34 protein-coding genes, 1 tRNA gene and 2 pseudogenes are annotated in these 26200 nt (G+C 32.3%); 13 read left to right on the top strand and 24 right to left on the bottom strand.

Annotated elements, in window-relative coordinates:
- Positions 1-156 precede the first annotated feature (156 nt).
- The 3 genes from AAHN00_RS14940 to AAHN00_RS01765 form a co-directional block, all read right to left on the bottom strand.
- On the bottom strand, positions 157-459 hold the full coding sequence (locus tag AAHN00_RS14940; protein WP_410521466.1) for a tyrosine-type recombinase/integrase: 303 nt from the start codon (positions 457-459) through the stop codon (positions 157-159).
- A gap of 15 nt (positions 460-474) precedes the next feature.
- Positions 475-1365 (bottom strand): IS982 family transposase, encoded by an 891-nt coding sequence (locus tag AAHN00_RS01770; RefSeq protein ID WP_342270939.1) that lies wholly within the window; start codon positions 1363-1365, stop codon positions 475-477.
- A 784-nt stretch (positions 1366-2149) separates the two neighbouring features.
- Entirely contained in the window at positions 2150-3076 is a 927-nt protein-coding gene (locus AAHN00_RS01765; RefSeq protein WP_342271940.1) for an Rpn family recombination-promoting nuclease/putative transposase, read from the bottom strand.
- 840 nt (positions 3077-3916) lie between these two features.
- Between AAHN00_RS01765 and AAHN00_RS01760 the strand changes: the two genes are divergently transcribed.
- Positions 3917-4348, top strand: coding sequence for a site-specific integrase (locus tag AAHN00_RS01760; RefSeq protein WP_342271939.1), 432 nt, complete (start codon positions 3917-3919; stop codon positions 4346-4348).
- A 559-nt stretch (positions 4349-4907) separates the two neighbouring features.
- Here the strand turns inward: AAHN00_RS01760 and AAHN00_RS01755 are convergent.
- From AAHN00_RS01755 to AAHN00_RS01730, 6 genes are all read right to left on the bottom strand, one after another.
- Positions 4908-5237: a hypothetical protein gene (locus tag AAHN00_RS01755; RefSeq protein WP_342271938.1), complete on the bottom strand. Its 330-nt coding sequence runs from the start codon at positions 5235-5237 to the stop codon at positions 4908-4910.
- Between the two features lie 3 nt (positions 5238-5240).
- The gene (locus AAHN00_RS01750; RefSeq protein ID WP_342270961.1) at positions 5241-5801 is read right to left on the bottom strand and encodes an IS630 family transposase; all 561 of its coding nucleotides are present in this window, start codon (positions 5799-5801) and stop codon (positions 5241-5243) included.
- Positions 5795-6244, bottom strand: a complete 450-nt coding sequence (locus AAHN00_RS01745) for a helix-turn-helix domain-containing protein (RefSeq protein WP_342270962.1) — start codon at positions 6242-6244, stop codon at positions 5795-5797. Before AAHN00_RS01745 ends, AAHN00_RS01750 begins: the two co-directional genes overlap by 7 nt.
- Positions 6245-6343: 99 nt before the next feature.
- Positions 6344-6511, bottom strand: a complete 168-nt coding sequence (locus AAHN00_RS01740; RefSeq protein WP_342271937.1) for a hypothetical protein — start codon at positions 6509-6511, stop codon at positions 6344-6346.
- 67 nt (positions 6512-6578) lie between these two features.
- Complete coding sequence (locus AAHN00_RS01735) at positions 6579-7226, bottom strand: hypothetical protein (protein WP_342271936.1); 648 nt, start codon at positions 7224-7226, stop codon at positions 6579-6581.
- 545 nt (positions 7227-7771) lie between these two features.
- A complete protein-coding gene (locus AAHN00_RS01730) occupies positions 7772-8221 on the bottom strand; it encodes a hypothetical protein (RefSeq protein ID WP_342271935.1) in 450 nt (149 codons plus the stop codon).
- A 214-nt stretch (positions 8222-8435) separates the two neighbouring features.
- Between AAHN00_RS01730 and AAHN00_RS01725 the strand changes: the two genes are divergently transcribed.
- Positions 8436-9620, top strand: coding sequence for an IS3 family transposase (locus AAHN00_RS01725; RefSeq protein ID WP_342270912.1), 1185 nt, complete (start codon positions 8436-8438; stop codon positions 9618-9620).
- Between the two features lie 3 nt (positions 9621-9623).
- On the opposite strand, the gene AAHN00_RS01720 is transcribed toward AAHN00_RS01725, so the two are convergent.
- Positions 9624-10574, bottom strand: coding sequence for an IS66 family transposase (locus tag AAHN00_RS01720; RefSeq protein WP_342271934.1), 951 nt, complete (start codon positions 10572-10574; stop codon positions 9624-9626).
- A gap of 24 nt (positions 10575-10598) precedes the next feature.
- Here AAHN00_RS01720 and AAHN00_RS01715 point away from each other — a divergent pair, with 24 nt between their 5' ends.
- From AAHN00_RS01715 to AAHN00_RS01700, 4 genes and pseudogenes are all read left to right on the top strand, one after another.
- Positions 10599-10889, top strand: coding sequence for a transposase (locus AAHN00_RS01715; protein ID WP_342270937.1), 291 nt, complete (start codon positions 10599-10601; stop codon positions 10887-10889).
- Between the two features lie 59 nt (positions 10890-10948).
- Positions 10949-11233, top strand: a complete 285-nt coding sequence (locus AAHN00_RS01710) for an IS3 family transposase (RefSeq protein ID WP_342271933.1) — start codon at positions 10949-10951, stop codon at positions 11231-11233.
- Positions 11234-11267: 34 nt separating this feature from the next.
- Entirely contained in the window at positions 11268-12452 is a 1185-nt protein-coding gene (locus AAHN00_RS01705) for an IS3 family transposase (RefSeq protein WP_342270888.1), read from the top strand.
- A 66-nt stretch (positions 12453-12518) separates the two neighbouring features.
- Positions 12519-13088, top strand: a pseudogene (locus AAHN00_RS01700) (IS3 family transposase); the annotation flags it as partial.
- Between the two features lie 268 nt (positions 13089-13356).
- On the opposite strand, the gene AAHN00_RS01695 reads toward AAHN00_RS01700, so the two are convergent.
- Positions 13357-13590, bottom strand: a complete 234-nt coding sequence (locus AAHN00_RS01695; RefSeq protein WP_250310741.1) for a hypothetical protein — start codon at positions 13588-13590, stop codon at positions 13357-13359.
- 544 nt (positions 13591-14134) lie between these two features.
- Between AAHN00_RS01695 and AAHN00_RS01690 the strand changes: the two genes are divergently transcribed.
- From AAHN00_RS01690 to AAHN00_RS01680, 3 genes and pseudogenes are all read left to right on the top strand, one after another.
- Positions 14135-14644, top strand: coding sequence for an IS982 family transposase (locus tag AAHN00_RS01690; RefSeq protein WP_410521403.1), 510 nt, complete (start codon positions 14135-14137; stop codon positions 14642-14644).
- Between the two features lie 11 nt (positions 14645-14655).
- Positions 14656-15039 (top strand): MFS transporter, encoded by a 384-nt coding sequence (locus AAHN00_RS01685; RefSeq protein WP_342271932.1) that lies wholly within the window; start codon positions 14656-14658, stop codon positions 15037-15039.
- Positions 15000-15767 (top strand): annotated as a pseudogene (locus AAHN00_RS01680) (MFS transporter); the annotation flags it as partial. The gene AAHN00_RS01685 and the pseudogene AAHN00_RS01680, both read left to right, overlap by 40 nt.
- 519 nt (positions 15768-16286) lie before the next feature.
- Here AAHN00_RS01680 and AAHN00_RS01670 read toward each other — a convergent pair.
- From AAHN00_RS01670 to AAHN00_RS01625, 10 genes are all read right to left on the bottom strand, one after another.
- Entirely contained in the window at positions 16287-16454 is a 168-nt protein-coding gene (locus AAHN00_RS01670) for a hypothetical protein (RefSeq protein ID WP_342271931.1), read from the bottom strand.
- A gap of 36 nt (positions 16455-16490) precedes the next feature.
- Positions 16491-16622: a hypothetical protein gene (locus tag AAHN00_RS01665; RefSeq protein WP_342271930.1), complete on the bottom strand. Its 132-nt coding sequence runs from the start codon at positions 16620-16622 to the stop codon at positions 16491-16493.
- 19 nt (positions 16623-16641) lie between these two features.
- Entirely contained in the window at positions 16642-17202 is a 561-nt protein-coding gene (locus AAHN00_RS01660; protein WP_342270961.1) for an IS630 family transposase, read from the bottom strand.
- A complete protein-coding gene (locus tag AAHN00_RS01655) occupies positions 17196-17645 on the bottom strand; it encodes a helix-turn-helix domain-containing protein (protein ID WP_342271056.1) in 450 nt (149 codons plus the stop codon). Before AAHN00_RS01655 ends, AAHN00_RS01660 begins: the two co-directional genes overlap by 7 nt.
- A gap of 803 nt (positions 17646-18448) precedes the next feature.
- Positions 18449-18787 (bottom strand): IS3 family transposase, encoded by a 339-nt coding sequence (locus AAHN00_RS01650; RefSeq protein ID WP_342272717.1) that lies wholly within the window; start codon positions 18785-18787, stop codon positions 18449-18451.
- A gap of 23 nt (positions 18788-18810) precedes the next feature.
- A complete protein-coding gene (locus AAHN00_RS01645) occupies positions 18811-18963 on the bottom strand; it encodes a hypothetical protein (RefSeq protein ID WP_342271929.1) in 153 nt (50 codons plus the stop codon).
- Positions 18964-19066: 103 nt separating this feature from the next.
- Positions 19067-19396 carry a transposase gene (locus AAHN00_RS01640; RefSeq protein WP_342271928.1) on the bottom strand — a complete coding sequence of 110 codons (330 nt, stop codon included), beginning with the start codon at positions 19394-19396 and terminating at the stop codon, positions 19067-19069.
- Between the two features lie 157 nt (positions 19397-19553).
- On the bottom strand, positions 19554-19739 hold the full coding sequence (locus AAHN00_RS01635) for a hypothetical protein (RefSeq protein WP_342271927.1): 186 nt from the start codon (positions 19737-19739) through the stop codon (positions 19554-19556).
- 36 nt (positions 19740-19775) lie between these two features.
- Positions 19776-19919, bottom strand: coding sequence for a hypothetical protein (locus tag AAHN00_RS01630; RefSeq protein WP_342271926.1), 144 nt, complete (start codon positions 19917-19919; stop codon positions 19776-19778).
- Between the two features lie 34 nt (positions 19920-19953).
- Positions 19954-20763, bottom strand: a complete 810-nt coding sequence (locus AAHN00_RS01625) for a transposase (protein WP_342271585.1) — start codon at positions 20761-20763, stop codon at positions 19954-19956.
- A 185-nt stretch (positions 20764-20948) separates the two neighbouring features.
- Between AAHN00_RS01625 and AAHN00_RS01620 the strand changes: the two genes are divergently transcribed.
- Both AAHN00_RS01620 and AAHN00_RS01615 read left to right on the top strand, forming a co-directional pair.
- A complete protein-coding gene (locus AAHN00_RS01620; protein WP_342270912.1) occupies positions 20949-22133 on the top strand; it encodes an IS3 family transposase in 1185 nt (394 codons plus the stop codon).
- 134 nt (positions 22134-22267) lie between these two features.
- The gene (locus AAHN00_RS01615; protein WP_342270914.1) at positions 22268-23530 is read left to right on the top strand and encodes an IS256 family transposase; all 1263 of its coding nucleotides are present in this window, start codon (positions 22268-22270) and stop codon (positions 23528-23530) included.
- 11 nt (positions 23531-23541) lie between these two features.
- Here AAHN00_RS01615 and AAHN00_RS01610 read toward each other — a convergent pair whose 3' ends face one another.
- The 3 genes from AAHN00_RS01610 to AAHN00_RS01600 all read right to left on the bottom strand — a co-directional run bounded on the left by AAHN00_RS01610 (position 23542) and on the right by AAHN00_RS01600 (position 24513).
- Positions 23542-23715 (bottom strand): hypothetical protein, encoded by a 174-nt coding sequence (locus tag AAHN00_RS01610; protein ID WP_342271925.1) that lies wholly within the window; start codon positions 23713-23715, stop codon positions 23542-23544.
- 20 nt (positions 23716-23735) lie between these two features.
- Positions 23736-23903 (bottom strand): hypothetical protein, encoded by a 168-nt coding sequence (locus tag AAHN00_RS01605; RefSeq protein WP_342271924.1) that lies wholly within the window; start codon positions 23901-23903, stop codon positions 23736-23738.
- Positions 23904-24438: 535 nt separating this feature from the next.
- Positions 24439-24513, bottom strand: a tRNA-Gln gene (locus tag AAHN00_RS01600).
- Between the two features lie 236 nt (positions 24514-24749).
- On the opposite strand from AAHN00_RS01600, the gene AAHN00_RS01595 reads away from it, so the two are divergent.
- Both AAHN00_RS01595 and virB9 read left to right on the top strand, forming a co-directional pair.
- Positions 24750-25451 carry a VirB8/TrbF family protein gene (locus tag AAHN00_RS01595; protein WP_341747699.1) on the top strand — a complete coding sequence of 234 codons (702 nt, stop codon included), beginning with the start codon at positions 24750-24752 and terminating at the stop codon, positions 25449-25451.
- Positions 25448-26194: a P-type conjugative transfer protein VirB9 gene (gene virB9, locus AAHN00_RS01590; RefSeq protein WP_342271923.1), complete on the top strand. Its 747-nt coding sequence runs from the start codon at positions 25448-25450 to the stop codon at positions 26192-26194. The genes AAHN00_RS01595 and virB9 overlap by 4 nt, the downstream gene beginning before the upstream one ends.
- Positions 26195-26200: the final 6 nt, after the last annotated feature.

Raw genomic sequence — 26200 nt, 5'->3', positions numbered from 1 at the left:
AAGTGCGAAACTCCTGTCTTAATTAAAATTGTCAATTATCTACAACCCCTTATATCCATTGGTTTTACAACTAATATTTAAACTTAGTCACCTTTTAAAAATTCCCCTCTCTTTTTATAGCTAAAAGTATCCTTTTTTATTTTGTGTTTTCTACTTTCATATTGGAAAGTTATTTATAACCTTATTGTACGTCCTTTGAGCATCAGTTATCGATAGCTTAGAATATATCTCTAAAGATTGCCTAGATTCATGACCAGAATAAGGTTGTATCAAAGCATCATCAATCCCTTGCTTTTTCATCCAAGTAAATAGAAAATGTCTTAATTTATGAGGAGTTATAGTATGATTCATATTGGCTTGTTGAGTATAAGTCATTAGAATCTTCCGAATACCACGCTCAGAATAAGGTTTATTCCAATTTGACTCAAATAAGTACTCTACTTTCTTCTTGTTCTTTATACTTTTAATATAACCTCAGTTTGATGCAAGATGAAGGTTGAGATTGTTTAATTTTCCAAAAGCTACAGAAATTTTATTAGGTTTGAAAACATAGGCAAGTAGCCCAGCTAATACATTAGTTTGAAAATTCATAACAGATCTATGCCTTGTATGGTCTATATGAAAAAGGTTTTTCAATTGATCATTAATGGTTTCAATAATGTGCCTTTTATTTAAAAACTGCTTTTTAATAGGATCTATTATTCTTTCTTTCATATTACTTTTAATTTTTGTTATTAGTTCTAAACCTTGATTAGCAAGGGATTGAGTGAGTTTTTTACTGATATACCCACGATCACCAAAAAGCCAGCCTTGTAATTTATCTACTAAATTTTCCACCACTGCTCTATCATCGACATTTCCAGGAGTTAAAGAAAAACTCATAATCTCTCCGCAACTGTTAATGACAATATGTAGCTTACAGCCAAAGAACCACCCAGTGGAAGTCTTACCTCTTTTTGCTATGTCTTTGAATACTTTATGTCTATTAATTCTTAAATTATGGCAAGCAGGAAGTTTAGTAGAGTCGATATAATATTGACCAGTTTGTTTTCCTGTTAGGCTTTTTAGCAGTAACACCATGGGCATGAAGCTCATTGGCATTAACTGAACAAAACGACTATAGCTCACAAGTTTTGGAAATTCCTTTCTATAACTTTGGCATAGGCAGCATAAATAAAAATCTTTAAAGGTACGGTAGTGACTCAAGTGAAACATTACTATAATAGTAATAATCTCTGAGAGTCCTATACTGCAGCCCACTTTACGCTTACGGTTAGGATTTGGTAATATATATTTATTTCGCTCCGTATCAAAATGCTTGCAAAAATCATCAATTAAGCAGAAAATCTCCGTAAGAGGGATCATAATATATTCTCCAATTTTGTCATTATTATTAGAGAACTTTATAATCCCTCCCTTCTTAATTTTTAAATGTTCTTTCTTACGTCAAACTCAGGTTATAATAGATAAGTGTAAAGACTTAACTATTAATAAAATTTTAGCAAAAGATGATATGGAGCTGGCTATAGAATTTTTAACAGGGAAATTACCGTTTCCTAAAAAATAAGTTTTATAAATAAAACGTTTGGTAATATGCCAATATTATGCTAAGTTTAAAGCAGTTGTAGAAATTTTTACCCAAGTTAAAAAATGCTAGCAGATTATTTAGATAAAGATATTGCTGATCAAGTTGAAAGAGAAGAAGAAAGAGAAAATTGACTGGATCGGGAAGAATCTGCTAGGAAACTTAAGGCAATTATTTTTGTGGTTATACCAATTTTGATAGGTTTTTTTAACTTTTATTTATTTTTTTCTTAATTCAATAGAAGAAAAAAGCAAAATAAGACTGTTTTTAGAATGGATATCGGTTTTACATAGATTTGTTAATGTATAAACTTACTACTTTAAAAACGCTCTAAATCAGATGATATTTTTTAGAAGAAAGATTAAATTACAAATAAGTATTGATAAAATCAAAATCACTAAGGTAATTTAACTACTTTGTAACACAAGTAGTGATTTAAGACAAATGTTTGAGGGAAGCAGATAAAATTTAAGCACAAACAACCTTAATTTTACCATATGCACCATAGTAAAAGATTTCTTAAAATAACTCAAGGTCAAAGGGCTTACCCCTTTGACTACAGAACTAGGATTTAAGCAGATTGTTGATCTCCTGAATAGATAAACCGGTAATACGAGAGATTTCAGGGATAGAGTAATTATTAGAGAACATATTTTTTGCTATTTCATATTTTTCCTCTTTTCTACCAATCTGCATACCTCTAGTTTCACCTATTTGGATACCTTCAGATTTACCTTCGGCTTTAGCAGTTTTTATCAGGTAATCCTCAGATGCCTTATTATCCATAATACGTTTAGTCTCTTGCTCATAAGTTAGCAATTCTTCTTCCGTCCAATTAAACTGGTTTAATTCTTCATATGCTCTTTCTATCACTTGATCAGAACCTATGATCTTACGTAAATCTGATTCACTAGTTTCATTAGCATGTTTAAAAAAATAACACCATTTCTCTATTATATTAGTTAGTAAATTTATATCTGTGATTTTAAACTTTGGTAGCTCTATAAAAGTAAAGGAAAAATCCTTTAAATCATGAGAATAGCTATCTTTATCCAAAATAATATGATCAGACTTATAGAACACTTTATCTTTAAAAATAATATTATCACTGATAGCAATAAATATTACCGACTTTAAATCTATATATCTAGCCCCTTCTTCCTTACCTTTATTTAACTGCCGTGAATAGGCTTTAGCCGCATAATACTGAGCTCTCTTCTCAAAGCCTTCTTGTGGAGATACCTGCATCTCAATAATTAGCTGCACTCCATTTTCATCTTTGCATAATACATCTACTATACTTTGCTTCTTTGAAGCAATCTCTGGTTCTTGAATAGTAGGTAAAAATGTTACTTCTTTGATTCTATCACTACCTTTAAGCTCCAGCACATCATTAATGAAATGAATAAGAATATCTTTATTCTTCTCAGAACCAAATATACGGCGAAAGGCAATATCATTTTTAGGATCGAGAAACTTAGTAATAGACATAAATTTGAGCATTATAATTAGTTTTACATGTTACTCATTATAACATATAACATAAAACTCACAAACTACTATATGGGGGTCTTTGCAGGAAGGTACGAAATTTCTCGCAAATGGTCTATAGAGCTTTATCTACGCCGTTTACAGAAGATGAATTGATTGTTAACTGATGAGTTGCTGAAGCCTTGAAACCCTTTTAGATCAAGGGATACAGCCTTAAGGTAATTTTCATGGGTTTGTGAGAAATAGGCCCACCGTAACAGAACGTGCGAAAAGCGAAAAGTATACCTTATATCCATAATACCGATAGGCTTTTCAGAAGAGGGTATTTTTTTGTATAGCCCTTCTCTAATTTAAAGCCTTATTTCTCTGTAACCCTAATAATCTTCAACGTTACATAAATTGATATCCTTATTTTATAGTCACCTTTTTGGTTAAAACCCCCAGCTTCAGCTGGGAAAGACTTTAGTCCTTGTTCTAATATTTCAATTCACTATAACTTGAACATATGATATTTTAACAAGACTAGCCACACTGTATTTTACCATCGCTTTAATGTTGTTTGAATCACTAAATATCGCTATAAAATACTGCAGGGTAACCTAAGAGTTAGGATCAGAGAGATAATGCACAGGCGTTAGTAATATCTCTTTAGAGTAATAGTGACTTCCAGTCTAGATATCAACCCACCAGCTTCAGCTGGTTGTTATTGAGTTAGCAAAAAGCTAGCTCTAAATTTAATATTTTTCACAGCAAAAAGTAACGTTTTTATTTTGGTGATTGACACACTATGTATTTTAGCCTAGTTTGTCAATTGATTGCTAAGTATTATCTAGGTTTTATTTGATAAAAAGTAGCCACTCTAGTATTTCAGATGAAGAGATAAAAAAATATTACGATGTAGTGTGGGATACCCAAAATATAAAGCACATGATAATAATAAAAACAATGCTATATACTGGAGTTAGAGTAGGTGAGTTGGTAAAAATTAAAGCAGATGATGTCGAGCTTAATAAGTGTCAGATACGCATTAATGATGGCATTCGGAAGATTCTAATGACTTATACTCAACAAGCCAATATGAATCATACTATAACTCCTCATAAATTAAGACATTTTCTATTTACTTGGATGAAAAAGCAAGGGATTGATGATGCTTTGATACAACCTTATTCTGGTCATGAATCTAGGCAATCTTTAGAGATATATTCTAAGCTATCGATAACTGATGCTCAAAGGACGTACAATAAGGTTATAAATGACTTTCCAATATGAAAGTAGAAAACACAAAATAAAAAAGGATACTTTTAGCTATAAAAAGAGAGGGGAATTTTTAAAAGGTGACTAAGTTTAAATATTAGTTGTAAAACCAATGGATATAAGGGATTGTAGGTAATTGACAATTTTAATTAAGATACAAAATGTGTAAAAAGTAGCTACCGTCAATAGTGCATTACGATTAGAGATACAGGTGTTGGATTTCGCTTTTCGCACGTTCTGTTACGGTGGGCCAAAATGGGCAAATGTTGATCAAAGATGGACTAACTCTGATATCATACTTACACAATCTTTCTGATAGACCCTATTAAACCAAAAGTTTATATTTTTTAATCATTTTAGACTTTTTCAACAACCCGTCTTAACTACTTCATAGTATGACAAAACTCAAAATTTTTCAGATGGCTTCCCCTGTCACCGCTAACCTACCTGGATACAAGCTGAGTAGATATACTTTTTTATCAGTTTATATGTACCTTTAGCTTTTATTAATTGTAATTATGTCGCATTAATCATACAACCTTGAAGTTAGATCATCTTAATTCTATATGCATTATCAAGAGATACTACTGCCCTCACCTAAATCTAAATGACTACTTGAATTTAATTCACCCAGTAAGGAAATTACTTCTTCAAATCTAGTTGTTAACTTCTGATTTCCTTCATGTATAGTACCAAATGAGTTTAGTATACTTTTTATAGTATCATGATATTCACTATGTTTTACAACAAATTCTCTACTCCCTCTAATAGCATCAGTAAACACTTTAAATTCTAATTTTTTAAAATTACTATTATCTTTAGTAAAGTCATTAAATACTTCGAGTAAATCTTGAAATTTACGTATTTCACCTTTTCTAAGGAATCCTTCTAATACCAATTGCAATAATTAACACGGTGTATTTATCCAGTCTCTATACATAATTGATTTTACTAAATCTACATTATGAGCAAGTTGATTCCAAGCGTAACAAGCCATAGTGACGATATCTTCATATACACCATAACATTGGTTAGACAAGTAATGATTCTTGATCCATTCCCAAACTTGTTCCATTGCATTAAGTTCCGGTGCATAGGGCGGAAGCGGTATCAAAGTGATATTGCTTGGCACAGTTAGTTTTTTGGCTGTGTGCCAACCTGCATTATCCGTTAGTAAAGCTATATGTCGGTTGCCTTGAATACTGCGAGAAAGGTCTTCTAAGAATTTATTCATTGCCTGTGTGTTTGCATATGGTAAAATTAATGCAAAAGCTTCTCCTGTATCATGGCAAGCAGCTCCATAAATATATGTTGAAATGAATTGCTGTTGCCGAACTTTACGGGGTCTAGTGCCACGCTTAGCCCATATACGAGTTAAGCTACCTTGTTGCCCAACTCGAGTTTCATCCTGAGACCATATATCAACTTTACATCTATCGATATTTTTTGGTAATAATTCTGTTAACATATCTGGAAAGTTTTTTTATATGTATTTTGAGTCTCTTGATTTGACTTTGGATGCATTGAACGAGAAGTAATCCAGCTAAAACCAAGGCGGTGCATAGTATTGTAGACTGTTTTTAACGCACATTTAGCACCATATTCCTCAAGTAACATGATATGTAACTCCTTTCCAGTTATATACCCACCAGTTTTACTTTCACTGAGCGTATTGATTTTATCAAAAAGAGCAGACTCTTGTATAGTGTTAATCTTCCTAGGGGCACCGCTTCTTTGTGATTCAAATAATCCTTCAAAACCATGATTCCTAAATCTTCTGAGCCATGATTGCACAGTTTTCCAGTGTGACTTCACTATTGCAGATATGGCTTTAAAAGATTTGCCTAATTGAAGGTGATACATCGCCAATAAACGTATACGATTTCGACCATGCGGCTCATGTTTCATCATTTTTATAAAATCATGACCTTCAAAACCTTGCGGTAATATTAACCTAGCTATTTGATTACCTTTTATCAGTTAAAAACCCATTTTATAACACTGCGTTAATTATTGCAATTGGTATAATACCCCTTCCTCTGCTTCAAAAAAGGCACTTTTTTCTTCTTTACTAATATCCGGATTTTTATCAATTAAGTGTTTCTGTATCCAACTTTTTATTCTATCTAACTTACCTGTATCTGTTGATTCCACCAAAAAATGTACAAATCCATCCATTGCAGATATATATTCGAATTTTTTTTCATGATAAATCTCGTTAAAGTTATTATATAAATATTACTTATTAATTAAAAAAGTCAATATCCTCTCCGTATAATGCTGCTGATTCTACTTCTCCACTGGTAGTAAGTAATGAAATATTTGCTGCACCAAGATCTTGAAAGATTTTTATTTGATTTGATTCTACATAAATATTGTTTAAGAAATCATTTTTGGAATCTTCATCCATGGAGTAATCTAGTGCTATTAATTCAGAGAAAGCGTCTAATATAGCTTTAGGATAATTTACATCACTATTTTTAAATCCAACTATAAATGAAGAAAACAGTAGTACAGATATATAAACATGATCTATGACTTTTTTTATAAGTAGCAATTGATTTGGTTCCTCTGTGCGGAATACAGCTTTCTTATTATAACCTACTGCACTGTTTATTTGGTCTTCCCTATACTTATCACCATTTTTGATACAATAAGTTGCTTGCATGTCTCCTTCTGCTGAAGGAAATACCTTGATTACATGAGTTATATTATGATCTGATAAATTTTTTGGTACAAGTACTTTATCTTCCAAGGATTTGAAATCAAAGGCATAATATAAATGTTTTGCTATATGATAATAAAGCGGGTCTCTCTCTAGAATTTCTCCTTGAGTTACAAGTTCATCTATATCATCTGTAGAGAATTCTTGATTATATTTCTCTAATATCAATAGAGATTCTTTTTTAATCTTGATTATTGAATCATATTTCTTATATTCATTTATTTGATCCTCAATGACTGGTTTATTTACATCACGATTACATAATGTAATAATTATATTAATTATTTCTAAAGCATTGATAACTTTTTTAATTTTATCGCCTTCATTATTAACAATTCTTATTTTAGGATTCTTTGTATATATCTCTTGCAGCTCTACTACTTCACCTTGTGTTAGGACTTGAAAATTTGAGTTCTTAGGGTCTTTGGCTCCGGCTACAGTATCATATAAACGAATTTCATAAGGTACAGTATTTCCCTCTTCAGGAAAAGCTGTGTAAATTCTTTGGTTAAATATTGTGAGTGTAAGTCTGCCTATAGCTTCACAAGCAATACTGATAGTATTTTCATCTTTAATTGCTTGTTGTAAGATATCTATAGAATAGTCAACAAACTTTTGGATGTTTTTCGTATAATTAGTCTCAAAGTCTTTTATTTTAACTTGACCAAAGAATTTTTTATCTAGTATAGTTTTGACTAATTTTTCGTTATCTATTAAATATTTATATCCTGCTCTTTTTGTATTTTTGATTTTGATATGATATGATAAACATCTTTATTAGTTTTTAATTTTTGTTGTATGCTTTGATAATCCGTATTACCTAAACTTAATCCTAGTTGCTCTGATGCAAACATCCTCAAAGGTTCTAAAAAAGCTTTTAACTTTCGTTCTTGTGGAATACTTGGATCTAAGATTTTTGATTTTACTAGATGATCTATAAATGCATATGGTGTAACATGACGCATTTGTTTTTTTGAACTACCCAAAACAGGGGGGCGTCCTAATGTTACTATTTTGTTACCTTCTTGTTCATTGGGTATTACATCTATAAGAATTTTGTCACTAATATCTACCATTGTTATAGAATTTAAAAAGTCATAAATTTTTGATTTTTTAACCTGAGCTATTTTTAAATTATTTAACTCTTGGTGTAAATTATCCATTATCTTCCTTTCATTTCATATACTTGACTAATTTTTATAAGCTTCAATATTATTAAATAACTTATTAACTCAAGTAAGTTATATTATTCCTACCAAAAATTCAAGTAATAATTAATTTTTTAACACTATAATGGACTGAAAAAATTAGACAAAGAAGCAGGTATTTTTGTTTCTCAATAAGTATAGAATAATAAATAAAATTAAAGAGAAACAAATGGGTAAAAAACAAATTAAAAATTTTAGTGCAGAAGCAAAAACTAAAATAGTATTAGAGATGTTAAAAGAAGAATCAACAATAGGTCAGTTATCGGTCAAATATGAAGTAACGGCTAAAACTATGCAAAACTGGAAACGACAATTTTTAGATAATGCGTCATTGGCATTTGAGCCAGCAAAAGCTGTTAGTGAGTACAAAGGGCAGATTAGTGAACTTAAGAATCAAAACGATGAACTTGCAAAAGCATTAGGTAAGGCTACAGTCGAGAGGGACTGGGCGGTGGGAAAGCTAAACAGCTTGGACTTATCAAATAAGAAAAGTCTTGTCGACCCCAAGCTGAGTACGTTAGCAAAGACAAGGCAATGTGAACTATTAAAGATAAGCAGATCTGGAGTATATTATAAAGCTAAAGTAATGAGCTTATATAATCTTGATATTTTAAATAGAATAGATGAAATATATACGGATAACCCTGAGTATGGTTATCGTTATATATACAAACAATTATTGGAAGACGGCTTTAATGTGGGCAGAGATAGGGTGCTTAAATATATGGGAATAATGGGTATAGAAGCTATTCATCCTCATAAAAAGCAATCTACTTCTGTGAAGGATGGTCAACATAAAATTTATAGCTATTTGCTTGAGCCGTACTGGCACAAATCAGGAACGAATAGAACTATTCATGTACCTTATGTTAATCAAGTGTGGAGTGGTGACATTACTTATATTAGAACTAACGGAGGATTTATGTATCTTGTGGCGATTATAGATTGGCATAGTAAGGCAATACTAAGTTATAAAGTATCTAATTCTATGGATGCATCACTTGTAACCGATGTATTAAAAGATGCACTGAATAAATACCCTGCACCACAAATATTCAATAGTGATCAGGGTAGTCAATATACTGGACATGAGCATACGGGAATTCTAAAAGAGAATAATATACAAATCTCAATGAACGGTAAGGGTAGAAGCATTGATAATATTGTGATTGAAAGATTTTTTAGAACTTTAAAATATAATTGTATATTTATAAATGATTTTAAAAATATCGCAGAACTTAAAGATGGTATTGATAAATACATGGATAAATATAACAATCAAAGATTCCATTCAAGTATTGGTTATAAAAAACCGATGAACGTGTATCTTGATTACTTACAAAATGCAGCTTAAAAATTATGTAAAATGGGAAACAAAATTAGTGAAAAATTTGTCTTGAAAAATCAGTCCAGTTTCTTTCATAGCTTGTCCAAGCCTACTATTAGGCTCAACTTTCTTGTCGTTAAATAATTCGTCTATTTTGTTATATATGTTTTCTATATATTTACTGCTATGTTCCTGATGATACCCAAGTTTTTCTTCAGGACTCATCTCTTTACATTGATGTTCATTGTGGTAAATCCCTCGTGTTTGTTTGAGAAAATATCCGCATTCTTCAGGGTAATATAGTTCATTCTCTGTAAATTTTCTCTGACCATGTGACAAACAATTGATCATCACTATTATTGCCAGTAATTCTTGATCTGCTTCTGATAATACCGGGTTATTATTGTTACTTGCGTCAGTCATTAATTGGATAGAATCTGTTCTATTCTTACGATTCTTTAGTACGTTACCTATATTTTCTCCACCATGCCTATTACCGGTAAAATATAAAACTATCACCTCATTATTTGCAGTCTTAGCACATATTGTAGTAGTATAACAGCTGCGTCCTTTCTTATTTTGAGTACGTAATTTCTTATTGGCTATAGTAATTTCTAAAATCCTAGCTCTAGTATCATCAAGGTTCAGTGAACTACATTCGGCAGCCATTTCCAATAATACCCCGTAAATTTCAGCTCCACCACCTTCTTGCCAAACATCTAAATATTGTTGCCAGAGCGAGCTATATGCCACAGGAACACCACTTAAACTTTGCAGCCTAGATAAACGGTAGAAAGGAGTACCATAGGTCTTTTGTAACACTATTGCACTTCTGCTACTATTTGTCCATTTGTTGATATTTTTATTGTTCATAACTATATAATCACAAGCATTACAACGTAGCGTTTTCTTTACATATCTGTTGACTGTAATTGGAGCATTGATGTGGTTATAGTTTTCCGGACAGTTAATAGGAGACAATATTAACAGAAAGGAAGTACAAAAATGACTAATAGCAAACCAAAGGTTTATCCGGCTGAATTTAAAGAGTCAGCAGTTAAATTAGCAATTGAGTCCAAGCGACCTGTGTCACAAACAGCTAAAGAGTTAGGTATTACTAGAAATACTCTATATACTTGGGTAGATAAATATTCCAAACCTAAAGAATCAATAATGCGAACAGATGAACATCTCTATGATGAATTAAAAAGATTAAAGAAAGATTTAGCTAGGGTAACGCAGGAGCGTGATCTATTAAAAAAGGCTGCCGCGTACTTTGCGAAAGAGTCCCAATAAAGTACGCATGGATAAAGAAGCATAAAGGTGATTTTTCAACTGCGATTATGTGCAAATTTATGAAAGTATCACGTAGTGGCTATTATGAATGGTTAACTACCCCTGAATGCAATAGGGACAAAGAAGATAATGCTTTAACCTGTAAGATTAAAACAATTTTTCAAGAAGGTAGAAGGAATTATGGATCTAGACCCATTAAAAAGGAACTATCTAGACACGGTATAATTGTTAGTCGGAAGCGGATTGCAAGGCTAATGAATGAAGCTGGTTTAGTATGTAAAAGCAAACATTATAATGGACTGAAAAAATTAGACAAAGAAGCAGGTATTTTTGTTTCTCAATAAGTATAGAATAATAAATAAAATTAAAGAGAAACAAATGGGTAAAAAACAAATTAAAAATTTTAGTGCAGAAGCAAAAACTAAAATAGTATTAGAGATGTTAAAAGAAGAATCAACAATAGGTCAGTTATCGGTCAAATATGAAGTAACGGCTAAAACTATGCAAAACTGGAAACGACAATTTTTAGATAATGCGTCATTGGCATTTGAGCCAGCAAAAGCTGTTAGTGAGTACAAAGGGCAGATTAGTGAACTTAAGAATCAAAACGATGAACTTGCAAAAGCATTAGGTAAGGCTACAGTCGAGAGGGACTGGGCGGTGGGAAAGCTAAACAGCTTGGACTTATCAAATAAGAAAAGTCTTGTCGACCCCAAGCTGAGTACGTTAGCAAAGACAAGGCAATGTGAACTATTAAAGATAAGCAGATCTGGAGTATATTATAAAGCTAAAGTAATGAGCTTATATAATCTTGATATTTTAAATAGAATAGATGAAATATATACGGATAACCCTGAGTATGGTTATCGTTATATATACAAACAATTATTGGAAGACGGCTTTAATGTGGGCAGAGATAGGGTGCTTAAATATATGGGAATAATGGGTATAGAAGCTATTCATCCTCATAAAAAGCAATCTACTTTTGTGAAGGATGGTCAACATAAAATTTATAGCTATTTGCTTGAGCCGTACTGGCACAAATCAGGAACGAATAGAACTATTCATGTACCTTATGTTAATCAAGTGTGGAGTGGTGACATTACTTATATTAGAACTAACGGAGGATTTATGTATCTTGTGGCGATTATAGATTGGCATAGTAAGGCAATACTAAGTTATAAAGTATCTAATTCTATGGATGCATCACTTGTAACCGATGTATTAAAAGATGCACTGAATAAATACCCTGCACCACAAATATTCAATAGTGATCAGGGTAGTCAATATACTGGACATGAGCATACGGGAATTCTAAAAGAGAATAATATACAAATCTCAATGAACGGTAAGGGTAGAAGCATTGATAATATTGTGATTGAAAGATTTTTTAGAACTTTAAAATATAATTGTATATTTATAAATGATTTTAAAAATATCGCAGAACTTAAAGATGGTATTGATAAATACATGGATAAATATAACAATCAAAGATTCCATTCAAGTATTGGTTATAAAAAACCGATGAACGTGTATCTTGATTACTTACAAAATGCAGCTTAAAAATTATGTAAAATGGGAAACAAAATTAGTGAAAAATTTGTCTTGAAAAATCAGTCCAGTTTCCATAAATTTAAAGCAACTACTGATTCTAGTCATAATAAGCAAGTTGCTCCTAATTTATTGGATAGAAAGTTCAAGGTCTATGCTGCTAATTGTTATTGGGTTGGGGACATCACATATGTTCCAACTGAAGAAGGTTGGCTGTACTTAGCAACCGTTATTGATCTATTTTCTAGGAAAATTATAGGGTGGTCAATGAATAGTAACATGAAAGCTGATTTAGTTAATAATGCTCTGCTAATGGCAATATGGCAACGTAAACCACCTAAAGGACTTATTTGGCATACTGATAGAGGTAGTCAATATTGTTCTGATAGCCATTCAAAACTTACAAAACAACATGGTATTATACAGAGTATGAGCGGTAAAGGAAATTGTTGGGATAATGCTGTTGCTGAAAGCTTTTTTCACACTATAAAAACAGAACTAATTTATCAATATAAATTTAAAACTAGGGAGGAAGCAAAATATGCCATATTTGAATATATAGAAGTATTTTATAATCGTATAAGGATGCATTCAACTAATGACTATCTATCACCTGTACAATACGAGAAAATGCAAAAATGTGCCTAAACAAACTGTCCGGAAAACTGTTGACAGATCACATTACCTGTAAATTGTAGCAATTTTCTAGCTTCACTATTATATAGTTTGCCATTACAACAGTGAGGACAGCTATCACCACTACAAAAATTCTCAGGAGTTAAATAGCTGGTATTCGCATCCTTATAATCATCAAACCCATATTTACCTTGCCAATTACTACGATCTATCTTTTTGGGCTTATCGCACTCTTCTTCATTACCACCATTCCCGTTATCAGATTCACTTGGCGGTTCTTTTAATGAATCTGAACTATCTTTTTTTTGTTATCTGCCTTAAAACCAATCAGCATTTCCTTAAGCTTATTTATACTGATATTTGATGATGCTAGCTTGTCTATTAGCTCATTACAAAATTTCACAAGTTCTACTATCGTTTGCTGTTCATCTCCCGTTAATGAACTTTCCTTGACATGTTGTATTAGTTCTTCTCGTTCTTCAGCACTTAAGGTCGCTACTTTTGGTTTTTTCATTTGATTAATTATCATTATTATTAATATTTCAAATGTTATAATATAACTGGTACTTTTTCAACTAGTTTTTATTACAAAACTTACGCTATGTTATCTCAAGTATGACTAAAAACCTTGGCTGAAAGCCATTTTTTCATAGTAAAGAATTTTAATAATATCTCAGTACAAAGCCACTTATCATAAAACATAGCGTAAGTTTTGATTAATCGGTGATATTTGCATAGTAGAAACCCAAATTTATACAGTTAACCACTCTGCACTGCAAGTGCAGAGCTTAATATTACGGCATGAATGCCTCATGTATGTACTAACTTAAAAGTTAGAAACTATTTGTGTATGGCTCATTTAGAAAGTGTCACAACACAAAAAGAATATATCTGTGAAGTGTAAGATTTTGTTAAAAAATATCTTATCTTATCTTTTCTTTTCTTGATAAGATATTTAAAATTTATGTTGAAACGACGCACTGCAAGTGCGGGGTTTTTCTCCCAAAGTGGGACAATAAATTCATACTAGCAAAAAAATTAGATAGTGTTACGCAGTTTTGCTGCAAGTATACAAAGGATTAGCCAAACATAGTAAATCCTCTATGGGGTATTTTTATGGTTTTAAATTACATGTAATAATCAATAATAAAGGGGAGTTTATGGCATTAAAAGTGACCAAAGGCAATGTAGATGATAGGGTTCCAGTACCGGAGTTAACAAAAAGATTAACTGGAATTATAGCAGCTGATAAAGGTTATATTAAGCAAAATTTGTTCTTAAATTTATATGAAAGAGGCTTAAAAATGATTCATGGAATTAAGAAGAATATGGAAAATAAATTAATGGATTTGAAAGAAAAAATCTTACTTCGAAAGCGTAACTTAATTGAAACAGTTTTTGATTATCTAAAAAATAAAATGAACCTTGAACATACTAGACATAGATCACCAATAAATTCCTTTGTCCATATATTATCTACTCTTGTTGCTTACTCATTAAAGAAAAATAAACCTTCAACAAAATTTGATTTTAATCTACATGTTCACAATATCCTTATCCCAAATTGACGTATGTTCATATGGCGGCGTTTCTTAATGAGTTATTTTTTGAACCTACTGATTCTCACTCCACCTCTTTAATGATGTCTTTTGCCTTTTGCGCTACATTTGTTTTTCGGCCAGTTGGTGCGTTAATATTTGGTTGGTTAGGCGATAATATAGGACGTAAATTTACTGTTATTATCACAACTTTCATGATGTCTGCATCCTGTCTTGTTATAGCTAATCTCCCTACCTATGCTCAGATAGGCAGTGTGGCAGCTTGGATATTGACCATCTGCCGTATCGTGCAAGGCATATCTTCTATGGGAGAAATAACAGGAGCACAGCTTTATATAACTGAAACGATTAACCCACCAGCCCAATATGTAGGTGTGGGATTGATGTGGGATTACTTTCAATAGGGACGTTCCTAGAGTATTTTGATCTGATGCTTTATGTACATTTAGCAGTATTACTAAATGAATTATTCTTTCCCAAATATGATCCTTTTACCACTTCATTGCTTTCGGCTGCTGCCTTTTCTTCCACTTACATATTAAGACCTTTTGGAGCATTATTGTTTGGTTATATTGGCGATTATTTAGGTAGAAAGACTGTCGTAATTATAACTACTTTTTTGATGGGTATTTCGTGTGTTATTATTGCAACTGTACCGACTTATGCTCAAATAGGGATTAGTGCGTCTTGGATACTTGTAACTTGTCGTATGATACAAGGTTTGGCAGCAACTGCTGAAGCACGAGGAGCAGAAATTTATTTAACTGAAAGTTCAAGCCCACCTATTCAATATTCATTAGTTGCCTTAATAACTGTATTTTCAGCTGTAGGAACAACAGCAGCACTTGGAGTTGCTTCAATTTTTACTAGTACACATATTTATCAGAATGCATTCAGCTGGCGTACAGCTTTTTGGGTTGGGGCTGGCATTGCGTTAATTGGTTCTGTTGCTAGAACTAGTTTAAAAGAAGCCAATGAATTCATGAATAAGAAAAAAATGTTAAAAAATAGGTTTATAGACAATAAAATTGAATTTAACAAGCTGAATGAAGAAATTATCAACCAACCAGTGGCAATTTCAACTTCAATCGCATATTTTTTAATTCAATGTGCTAGACCTCCTTGCTTTTATAGTCACCTTTTTGGTTAAAACCCCCAGCTTCAGCTGGGAAAGACTTCAGTCCTTGTTCTAATATTTCAATTCACTATAACTTGAATATATGATATTTTAATATACATAAGAGCAAGCTCTTCATGTATATTAAAATATCATATATGACAGATTATAACAAGACTAGCCACACTGTATTTTACCATCGCTTTCATGTTGTTTGGATCACTAAATATCGCTACAAAAGTATTGCAGGGTAACTTATAAGAATTAGGATCAGAGAGATAGCACAGGCATTAGTAATATCTCTTTAGAGTAATAGCGACTTCCAGTCTAGATATCAACCCACCAGCTTCAGCTGGTTGTTATTGAGTTCGTTTATATATATTGTGGGGACATATTAAAACAAAAATGTGGTTTTTCGCCTAATGAGGTTATAAACCAAAATTTTTGGGTATCTTTAGTAGACTTATTTGGAATAGTTATGCTAGCTTATCTTAGTTATATAATCCATCCTTTAAAGATACTTAAAGCAAAGCTCTATTTATTTTTTGCTTCAATTATTTTATTGTCCCACTTTGGGAGAAAAACCCCGCACTTGCAGTGCGTCGTTTCAACATAAATTTTAAATATCTTATCAAGAAAAGATAAGATATTTTTTAACAAAATCTTACACTTCACAGATATATTCTTTTTGTGTTGTGACACTTTCTAAATGAGCCATACACAAATAGTTTCTAACTTTTAAGTTAGTACATAAATTAGGCATTCATGCCGTAATATTAAGCTCTGCACTTGCAGTGCAGAGTGGTTAACTTCTGGTGAAGAACAAAATCCTTTGAAATATGATAATAATCTTGCAGTAATACGAAACATCTTATACCAATTGCAATAATTAACACGGTGTATTTATCCAGTCTCTATACATAATTGATTTTACTAAATCTACATTATGAGCAAGTTGATTCCAAGCGTAACAAGCCATAGTGACGATATCTTCATATACACCATAACATTGGTTAGACAAGTAATGATTCTTGATCCATTCCCAAACTTGTTCCATTGCATTAAGTTCCGGTGCATAGGGCGGAAGCGGTATCAAAGTGATATTGCTTGGCACAGTTAGTTTTTTGGCTGTGTGCCAACCTGCATTATCCGTTAGTAAAGCTATATGTCGGTTGCCTTGAATACTGCGAGAAAGGTCTTCTAAGAATTTATTCATTGCCTGTGTGTTTGCATATGGTAAAATTAATGCAAAAGCTTCTCCTGTATCATGGCAAGCAGCTCCATAAATATATGTTGAAATGAATTGCTGTTGCCGAACTTTACGGGGTCTAGTGCCACGCTTAGCCCATATACGAGTTAAGCTACCTTGTTGCCCAACTCGAGTTTCATCTTGAGACCATATATCAACTTTACATCTATCGATATTTTTTGGTAATAATTCTGTTAACATATCTGGAAAGTTTTTTTATATGTATTTTGAGTCTCTTGATTTGACTTTGGATGCATTGAACGAGAAGTAATCCAGCTAAAACCAAGGCGGTGCATAGTATTGTAGACTGTTTTTAAAGCACATTTAGCACCATATTCCTCAAGTAACATGATATGTAACTCCTTTCCAGTTATATACCCACCAGTTTTACTTTCACTGAGCGTATTGATTTTATCAAAAAGAGCAGACTCTTGTATAGTGTTAATCTTCCTAGGGGCACCGCTTCTTTGTGATTCAAATAATCCTTCAAAACCATGATTCCTAAATCTTCTGAGCCATGATTGCACAGTTTTCCAGTGTGACTTCACTATTTCAGATATGGCTTTAAAAGATTTGCCTAATTGAAGGTGATACATCGCCAATAAACGTATACGATTTCGACCATGCGGCTCATGTTTCATCATTTTTATAAAATCATGACCTTCAAAACCTTGCGGTAATATTAACCTAGCTATTTGATTACCTTTTATCAGTTAAAAAACCATTTTATAACACTGCGTTAATTATTGCAATTGGTATTAACATCTTTTTTAGATCATTATATCAATCTTTTTTCTATTGTCCAACATATGCGACAGAACCTCTTAAAAGTTATGGTAGAGTTGGCAGAAACTACCTGAAAGGGGTAATAGGAGATGTCATTAATCCGTTAATTTCCGCTGTAGGATTGAACTTACGGTGTATTGCGAATCATTTACTCAAAACAAATTTTTCTACATAGAAATTAGTCAGTAAAAAAATAATCAAATAATTACAAAATCGTTAATAAATCATCATGCAAAAATTCTCTAAAAATCATCTTTTTGTACCAAAAATTTAAATCAAAAAAATTAAACTCTCAAATTTTATACAAGAATTTTTGGCTAAGGTATTAAATTTTGAATTTTTCTTAATTTTTAGCACTTTTGACGGGGAGACTAACTAAAAAATGTTCGTGCATCAATTGAGCCTGTATTATTTTTTAAGAGGTCTATCAGAAAGATTGTGTAAGTATGATGTCAGAGTTAGTCCATCTTTGATCGACATTTGCCCATTTTTGGTCATCAGTACCACAAAGTATGGCAAATTGATTCAAGGCAACTGACCAATCTTTAATTGGCATTGTCCACTTCTTTTGAGCGTTTGTCAATGCCCTTAAACAATTGCCGCATGCAGTGGTTTGCAGCCTATTCCTGTAAATCGACTGCGAAGGACCTACCTTCATCTCTCAAGCCGCTTGGCACGGCACACTTATATCTGCACTCCAAACATGGTTTGGCAATACTATGTCTAATCCTTTTAGTAAATAAGGATATATTTTATGTGCCTGATTTCTTTTACTCAAATTCATTTTAGGATAAACAGCTTCAAGACCCATTATTTGGTAGTAACGTCTAACAGCTTTACGACCTACCGAAAAACCTTGGGCTTGTAAATATTTAGCCATCCGTCGCATACCATAATATGGATGCATAGTATAGGTCTCATCAATTATTGCCATGATCTTAAGTTCTTGTTCACTAATACCAGTAGGTTGATAGTAGTAGGTTGACCTACTACTACCCAACAACTTACACTGTTGTATAATTGTTAATTTATTGTCCCACTTTGGGAGAAAAACCCCGCACTTGCAGTGCGTCGTTTCAACATAAATTTTAAATATCTTATCAAGAAAAGATAAGATAAGATATTTTTTAACAAAATCTTACACTTCACAGATATATTCTTTTTGTGTTGTGACACTTTCTAAATGAGCCATACACAAATAGTTTCTAACTTTTAAGTTAGTACATACATGAGGCATTCATGCCGTAATATTAAGCTCTGCACTTGCAGTGCAGAGTGGTTAACTATGATTAGGCTCTATCATATTACACTTAACCTTTAAGTCCAAACAATGCAGATTTTTTTTGAGCCAGTCACGCTCAACACTTAACTGACCAATTTGTTCATATAGATTCTTGATTAACTCCTGCTGATTTGGATCAGCACTCTGTGTTTTACTCTTAAAGCCTTGTACTAATAATTCAAGCCCTTGTTTTTTCCAATTACTTATCTGCGTTGCATGAACACCATACTTACTAGTTATTTGGGCTATTGTTAGCTCGCCCTTGATTCTCTCTATGACAATTTTTGATTTCTCCTCAGCACTATATTGCTTTACTTGTTTTTTCATCTCTAGCTCTCCTTGTTTGCTAAAGAATTCTATCTCTTTTCTTCTATTTTTGTGTCCAAAATATGGAGACCATTATAGTCTATTAAAGCTTCAGCAAAAATAGAGCAAGGTTTTTATAAAATGTGTATAGGAGAGCTACATACTGAGCATACTAAGATCAAAACTCGTATGGATAGGCTAACTGATTTATTGTCCCACTTTGGGAGAAAAACCCCGCACTTGCAGTGCGTCGTTTCAACATAAATTTTAAATATCTTATCAAGAAAAGATAAGAATGAATCATACAGATATTTTTTAACAAAATCTTACACTTCACAGATATATTCTTTTTGTGTTGTGACACTTTCTAAATGAGCCATACACAAATAGTTTCTAACTTTTAAGTTAGTACATAAATTAGGCATTCATGCCGTAATATTAAGCTCTGCACTTGCAGTGCAGAGTGGTTAACTGTCCCACTTTGGGAGAAAAACCCCGCACTTGCAGTGCGTCGTTTCAACATAAATTTTAAATATCTTATCAAGAAAAGATAAGATAAGATAACAGGAGTTTCGCAGTTAGCAAAATTGCGAATCAGCTAAAAGGCATCTAATGTTGTTCTGAATTGATGTTTTTATAACTTCCCAAGTTTGTTGATATAAAGTAATTTTTTCATTTATCCTCCTTTTGTTCATATCGAGCCAAGCAAATACAGCAAGGCAAATATGATTTCTCTGAGCTCGACCCGTGCGTGCCTGACAGCGTTCAATACCACAAGTTTGTTTTAATTCTCGATGATAAACTTCTATAGACCACCGTGCCTTAACAATTTTTTCTATTTGTTCACGTGTTGGATTTTCTAAGTTAGTTGTTATGTAATCAATGCGACCATTTTTTGCCACAAACTTAAATACCGTAACCCAACCGTATCCACGTAGGTGAATTTTTAGTCCCTCATCAGGAATCTCTAAACTTTCTAAGCTAACATTATGATTAACTTTTCTATTTTTTCTTAGGTTACTAACCCATGTCCAACCTAAATTACGTATATGTTTCAAATTCTCCAAACCGCTATACCACGCATCCATTACTACTGCATCAGGATTGATCCCTCTTTCCTTAGCTAAAGTAAGCATATCACAAAAATGCTCATTCTTTGTTTTTCCATCAGTTTCTTTATCATATATTCTATAATCTACAGGGGTAGATTGATCAGTTTTAGCATTGTAATGCAGTAAGTTGACCATCCCTATACCAGGTATAACATCATGTACAGCTCCAGAATATTGATAATGTACAAGCTCAATTTTCTTACTGTATTGCTTTGACAATAACGTGTCATCTCCCACTAATAAACAAGAAGCTTCCCTATCAATATATTTTGACACTTCTCTGTAGATCCCGCTAGGGCGGAAATCCTTACTATTTAACCATCGACTTGCACTATCATGAGATAGGTTTATTGTCCCACTTTGGGAGAAAAACTATAATGGACTGAAAAAATTAGACAAAGAAGCAGGTATTTTTGTTTCTCAATAAGTATAGAATAATAAATAAAATTAAAGAGAAACAAATGGGTAAAAAACAAATTAAAAATTTTAGTGCAGAAGCAAAAACTAAAATAGTATTAGAGATGTTAAAAGAAGAATCAACAATAGGTCAGTTATCGGTCAAATATGAAGTAACGGCTAAAACTATGCAAAACTGGAAACGACAATTTTTAGATAATGCGTCATTGGCATTTGAGCCAGCAAAAGCTGTTAGTGAGTACAAAGGGCAGATTAGTGAACTTAAGAATCAAAACGATGAACTTGCAAAAGCATTAGGTAAGGCTACAGTCGAGAGGGACTGGGCGGTGGGAAAGCTAAACAGCTTGGACTTATCAAATAAGAAAAGTCTTGTCGACCCCAAGCTGAGTACGTTAGCAAAGACAAGGCAATGTGAACTATTAAAGATAAGCAGATCTGGAGTATATTATAAAGCTAAAGTAATGAGCTTATATAATCTTGATATTTTAAATAGAATAGATGAAATATATACGGATAACCCTGAGTATGGTTATCGTTATATATACAAACAATTATTGGAAGACGGCTTTAATGTGGGCAGAGATAGGGTGCTTAAATATATGGGAATAATGGGTATAGAAGCTATTCATCCTCATAAAAAGCAATCTACTTCTGTGAAGGATGGTCAACATAAAATTTATAGCTATTTGCTTGAGCCGTACTGGCACAAATCAGGAACGAATAGAACTATTCATGTACCTTATGTTAATCAAGTGTGGAGTGGTGACATTACTTATATTAGAACTAACGGAGGATTTATGTATCTTGTGGCGATTATAGATTGGCATAGTAAGGCAATACTAAGTTATAAAGTATCTAATTCTATGGATGCATCACTTGTAACCGATGTATTAAAAGATGCACTGAATAAATACCCTGCACCACAAATATTCAATAGTGATCAGGGTAGTCAATATACTGGACATGAGCATACGGGAATTCTAAAAGAGAATAATATACAAATCTCAATGAACGGTAAGGGTAGAAGCATTGATAATATTGTGATTGAAAGATTTTTTAGAACTTTAAAATATAATTGTATATTTATAAATGATTTTAAAAATATCGCAGAACTTAAAGATGGTATTGATAAATACATGGATAAATATAACAATCAAAGATTCCATTCAAGTATTGGTTATAAAAAACCGATGAACGTGTATCTTGATTACTTACAAAATGCAGCTTAAAAATTATGTAAAATGGGAAACAAAATTAGTGAAAAATTTGTCTTGAAGAGTCTGTCCTATAGTTTGTGTAAGTTGCAAAGAAAGCAGTAAGAGATTACTGTAAAAAAAGTAACTTAAGCAAGCAAGGAGGAATTATGGCTAAAAAATTAGATACAGATAAAGATACATTAGACATCAGTAATCAGCTAGTAGAAGAATTATTATCAAAAGCAGATCCATCGGAGTTATTTGGTCGAGATGGTTTATTTCAACAGCTAAAGAAGCAAATAGTTGAGAAAATATTAGCAAGTGAGTTGGATCATGAATTAGGATATTCAAAACATAGCAAGATGCCAAAAGTAGATAATAATCGTCGTAATGGTAGCTATGAGAAGACAGTAATTGATGGGGATGGTCGTAAGCTGACAGTAGAAGTACCAAGAGATCGGGAAGGAGAGTATAATCCTCAATTAATACCAAAAGGGCTGAGGAGATTTAATGGATTTGATGAGAAAGTGATATCCCTTTATGGTCGCGGTATGACAGTCAGCGAGATCCGAGGGCATTTAGAAGAAATATATCAAACTGATGTATCTGGTGACTTGATATCCACCATAACAGATGGGGTGATAGAAGAAGTAACTAGGTGGCAAAATCGTTGTTTAGATAGGGTGTATCCAATATTATACTTGGACTGTATCTATGTAAAATCTAGAGACAATCACATAGTAATAAATAAAGCAGTATATTTAGCACTTGCTGTAAATATAGAAGGGAAAAAGGAGTTACTTGGCATTTGGATAGGCAAAAATGAAGGTGCTAAATTTTGGATGCAAGTAGTTACTGAGTTAAAGAATCGAGGAATTGAACAAATTTATGTTGCTTGTGTGGATGGTTTAAAGGGCTTTCCAGAAGCTATAAGCAGTGTATTCCCGAGTACTATAGTACAATTATGTATTGTACATATGGTTCGCAATTCAGTAAAGTATGTGTCATATAAAGATTTAAAAGAGGTCACATCAGATCTAAAACAAATTTATACAGCTAATAATGACGAAATGGCACGTTTAAAACTTCAGCAATTTGGTGTAAAATGGGATAAAAAATATCCGGTAATTTCTGATATTTGGCAACGTAATTGGTCTGGGATAATACCGTTTTTTGCCTTTCCTGAAGAGATCAGAAAGGTAATTTATACTACTAACACTATAGAATCTGTAAATCGTCAAATTAGAAAAATTATCAAAAATAAGGGGGTGTTTCCAGATGATAAGTCAATTCAAAAAATAATATTTTTATCCCTACAAAATGCAGCCAAAAAATGGACCATGCCTATTAAAGATTGGTCTTTAGCTTTAAATCAATTTGAAATACTTTGTGGAGATTTTAAATATGATTTATTGGAAAATAAAAAATGAACTTACACAAATTAAATGATTGACTCGTCTTGAAAAATCAGTCCAGTTTCAACCCCGCACTTGCAGTGCGTCGTTTCAACATAAATTTTAAATATCTTATCAAGAAAAGATAGGATATTTTTTAACAAAATCTTACACTTCACAGATATATTTTTTTGTGTTGTGACACTTTCTAAATGAGCCATACACAAATAGTTTCTAACTTTTAAGTTAGTACATACATGAGGCATTCATGCCGTAATATTAAGCTCTGCACTTGCAGTGCAGAGTGGTTAACTGGACTTACTTCAGATAATGCTTTACCACTATATCTTACGCTACTTGCTTGTAAAAATGATTTATATAAGTCTTTGCTACATTTTGATCTTGCCATGCTTAACTAAAACTCTTTCTTGCTAGATTAACATATTTTTTGCTAAGTGCGAAACTCCTGGATAAGATATTTTTTAACAAAATCTTACACTTCACAGATATATTCTTTTTGTGTTGTGACACTTTCTAAATGAGCCATACACAAATAGTTTCTAACTTTTAAGTTAGTACATACATTAGGCATTCATGCCGTAATATTAAGCTCTGCACTTGCAGTGCAGAGTGGTTAACTTTTAGATGGTGATATTAGCAAGGAAGATCATGAAGAAAACCGTCAGCAATTAATACAAAAACGTGAAGATATCGTGAGAGAAATAGAAAGCCATAATTATGCTGATGATGAATTTTCAGAACTATTGATTAACCTAGTAGAACTGGCTTCCGGAGCGTTAGAAACCTTTAAAGGTTCAAATATTGGAAAAAAACGCAAATTGTTAAATCTTGTCTTTTCGAACCTAAAATTAAAAGAGGGAAAGCTAGACTTTATGCTACGTCCACCGTTTGATGCATTCGTAAAATGCACTAAAATCGGAGAATGGCTGGGGCGGATGGATTCGAACCACCGAATGACGATACCAAAAACCGTTGCCTTACCACTTGGCTACGCCCCATCATTAAATACTAGTGTATAAGTGTACACTTAATATATACAGAGCTTATAACAACAAACATTTCTTGAGTCAAATATTCTTTTTAATTTGACTATTCTTAATACCAATTTTTATTGGTATTGTAGACACAAAATTAGCTTTTTGAACAGGCTAAAAGAATAATTTTTATAAAAAATTATAACATCTTTTCTAATATGTGTTAGAATCCGATATAGGTAAGCAATTATTTAAAACTAATGGATAAGCTGTTAAATTCTGTTCAAGAATATATTAAGTCTGGTGAATATTTTGTTGATGCGAAAAGATGGTATAATTTTGAATATATATATCCACTTGTACACAGAACATTTTTGTTGATATTTAGTGTAGTTCTTTTTGTATTATTTCTAAGTGTGGTGATTAATTTTGAGACTTTATTACCAGTAAAGCGTCAGGTGAGATACGCAATTAGTGCTAAATCCCTTAAAAGTGCAACAATAACTAACGCTAATCATATTAAGCATAATGCAATTAATTCTATTGCAGATATTATGATTAGAAATTACGTTATACATAGAGAATCATATGACTATGACTTACTTCGTCCTCAGTATATATTTATGCAAAATAATTCTACGCGTATAATATTTAGACAATTTGCCAATTTTATGAATATTGACAATCCATTGTCTCCAGTTATGCGTTACCAAAAGTCCTTAAAGCGTTCTGTTAATATATCATCAGTGGTTTATCATAAAAATAATAAGGCTGAAGTTACATTTACATCTTTGGCAAAAAACGCTTCTAATGATATTTTAGAAAATATGGTGTGGCAAGCTACAATAAATTTTGAAATAGATGCAATTAATATACATCTACCGCCTAACTCAAGATTTAATTTTGCTGTCACTGGTTACAAACTTAAGTTAATAGAAGATAAAAGTAAAAAAATAAGATGAAGCAACTAATAATATTTTTTGTAGCAGTATTTTTTGTAAATACTGCGTTAGCCGTTAGGGAATCTAGACCAATGCTGATTGATAGTAGAATCAGGGTAATGGTTTATAGTCCTGATGATGTATTTAAGTTTACTGGATATTATGGTTATCAGGCTAGTATAGAGCTAGCAAAAGATGAAGAAATAGTTAGTATTTCTATGGGAGATACCACTTCTTGGCAAATAGTACCAGCGGGGCATAGGATATTCATTAAACCGATGGAACAAGATGCTACAACTAATATGACGCTTATTACTAATAAGCGAACTTACTTTTTTGAACTATATGCTACAGAAGCCTTAGATATGAGAGATCCAGATATGGTTTTTAATTTAAGGTTTATTTATCCTGATGATGAAAATTCTGGAGATCACTTACAAAATTACGTTACATCTTCAGCTAACCTTGATTTATCGCATCCTGAAAAATATAATTTTAATTATTCCATAAGTGGTAATGAATCGATTGCACCAATTAAAATTTTTGATGATGGAGTGTATACTTACCTACAATTCAGAGATAAAAATGCTGAGTTACCAGCTATTTTTGCAGTTGATGAAGCTCTTAGAGAGTCGATGGTAAATTATAGACTCTCACAAGATAACGCTAATATGGTGATTATTGAACAAGTATTTCACAAGCTGTCAATACGTCACGGTAAAAAAATAGTATGTGTGTTTAATGAAGCATTTAAGCCGTATTAATTAAGT

This window comes from Candidatus Tisiphia endosymbiont of Parasteatoda lunata, assembly GCF_964030955.1.
Taxonomy (GTDB): domain Bacteria; phylum Pseudomonadota; class Alphaproteobacteria; order Rickettsiales; family Rickettsiaceae; genus Tisiphia.
Note: the sequence above shows the minus strand (reverse complement) of the source record. Positions and strands in the feature narration are given on the sequence as shown.